1 protein-coding gene is annotated in these 1,071 nt (G+C 39.9%); it reads right to left on the minus strand.

Going from position 1 to position 1,071, the window contains the following annotated elements:
• The coding region (locus MNY27_RS10875; protein WP_346392346.1) for a RecQ family ATP-dependent DNA helicase at positions 1–1,071 on the minus strand (1,071 nt) is incomplete at both ends.

Consider the following 1,071-nt stretch of genomic DNA (forward strand, 5'->3'; position numbering starts at 1 on the left):
ACGCTGGTACACCCATTTCACTTGCAAGTTCTGTTCGCTTTTCTCGCAGCTTTTCAAATAGTTCTCTGTCAAAATCAAACGCTTCAACTTGGCGTACTGCTTTTGCCTTTTTATCTACTTGTAGACGTGAAGATTTGATATCTACAAGCTTTTGAGACTTTAATATGCTAATGGCATCTTGCGTGAGCTTGAGCGTTGAAAAATCTCCAACCGTTAAAATTTTGAGTTCCAAAAGCCGCTCCACAATGACAAACCACTCTTTCTTGCTTAGGTGTCCTCCAATGTCATAAACAGAGAGTCTGTCTGCAGCATTGGCTAAAATTTTCTGTTCACTTGAACCCCGCAGGATATCGATGATGTAGTTTTTTCCAAAGTTTTGTTCTGTCTTATAGATGGCGGAGAGCAACATTTGCGCCTCTTTGGTAATATCTTGGCGTTTGTCATCAGACTCCAAGCAGTTGTCACAGCGACTTTCACAAGGCTCTAGTGTCTCATGAAAATATTCGGCTAACTGTTTATGAAAACAGATCTCACTTGTAGCATACTTGTAGATGGTATCGATCTTTAGACCAAGGTGCTCTTTGTAAGCTGCATCATCAATATCATGCAAAAAGTGTTTATGTTGTACCATGTCCCCTGCATTAAAGAGCAGCAGTGCTTCACTGTCTTCTCCATCACGTCCACCACGTCCAATCTCTTGGTAATAATTCTCCAAAGACTTTGGCAGACTCATATGCACTACAAAACGGATATCACTCTTGTCTATCCCCATCCCAAAAGCAATTGTTGCAACCATAATGTCCACTTTATCATTGACAAAGATTTTAAAGTTTTGCTCTCGTATATGTTGTGGCAAACCTGCATGATATGCAAGTGACTTATAACCTGCATGATTTAAAAAACTGCTGAGCTCTTCAGCTTTTTTGCGTGAGCTTACATAGATAATGCCGCTCTCATCTTTATGACGAAGTAGAAAGTTTTTCAGCTGAGCTTGACCATTACCTATACGTCTCTCAGCAGAGATAAAGATGTTTTTACGAAAGACACTTCCTTTTAAAAGCAGAGGATTTT

The sequence above is a fragment of the Sulfurimonas sp. NWX79 genome, assembly GCF_039667035.1.
Taxonomy (GTDB): domain Bacteria; phylum Campylobacterota; class Campylobacteria; order Campylobacterales; family Sulfurimonadaceae; genus Sulfurimonas; species Sulfurimonas indica.